Source organism: Neisseria sp. HMSC070F02 (genome assembly GCF_001814225.1).
GTDB lineage: Bacteria > Pseudomonadota > Gammaproteobacteria > Burkholderiales > Neisseriaceae > Neisseria > Neisseria meningitidis.
Window position 1 is genome coordinate 321 of sequence record NZ_KV815439.1, and the last position, 627, is coordinate 947.

Below are 627 nucleotides of genomic sequence, written 5' to 3' on the forward strand. Positions count from 1 at the left end.
TACCTCCTGATTTTACCCAAATACCCCCTTAATCTTCCCCGGACGCCCCATAATCAGGCATCCGGGCCGCCTTTTAGGCGGCAACAGGCACACTTAGCCTGTTAGCTGCTTTCAACAGGTTTAAACACATCGCCTTCAGATGGCTTTGCGCACTCACTTTAATCAGTCCGAATAGGTTGCCCGAGGCGTAGCGGAATTTACGGTGCAGCGTACCAAAGCTTTGTTCGACCACATAACGGGTTTTCGACAAATATCGGTTACGTTTGGTTTGCGCTTCCGTCAGCGGACGGTTACGCTGGGCTTTGCGCATAATGCCGTCCAGCAACCGATGTTCTTTCAGGTGTTGCCGGTTTTCCGCACTGTCATAGCCTTTGTCGGCATAGACGGTCGTACCTTTGGGCAGTCCTTCCAACAAAGGCGGCAGGTGTTTGCACTCATGGGCATTGGCGGGGGTGATGTGCAGTTTCTCGATATAGCCTTCCGCATCGGTACGGGTATGTTGTTTGTAACCGAGTTTGTAGAGGCCGTTTTTCTTGGTCCGGCGGGCATCTTTATCTTTACTCGGTGTGGTTTGGCCGCTGACTTTTCCTTCTTCATCGACTTCTATAGCCTGACGCTGTTTGCTGC

The 627-nt window shown here is 51.8% G+C and carries 1 protein-coding gene; it reads right to left on the reverse strand.

Annotated elements, in window-relative coordinates; translation table 11 throughout:
* Window positions 1-73: 73 nt before the first annotated feature.
* A partial coding sequence (locus HMPREF2959_RS06585; protein ID WP_148138165.1) for an IS5 family transposase occupies window positions 74-627 on the reverse strand: 554 nt, incomplete at its 5' end.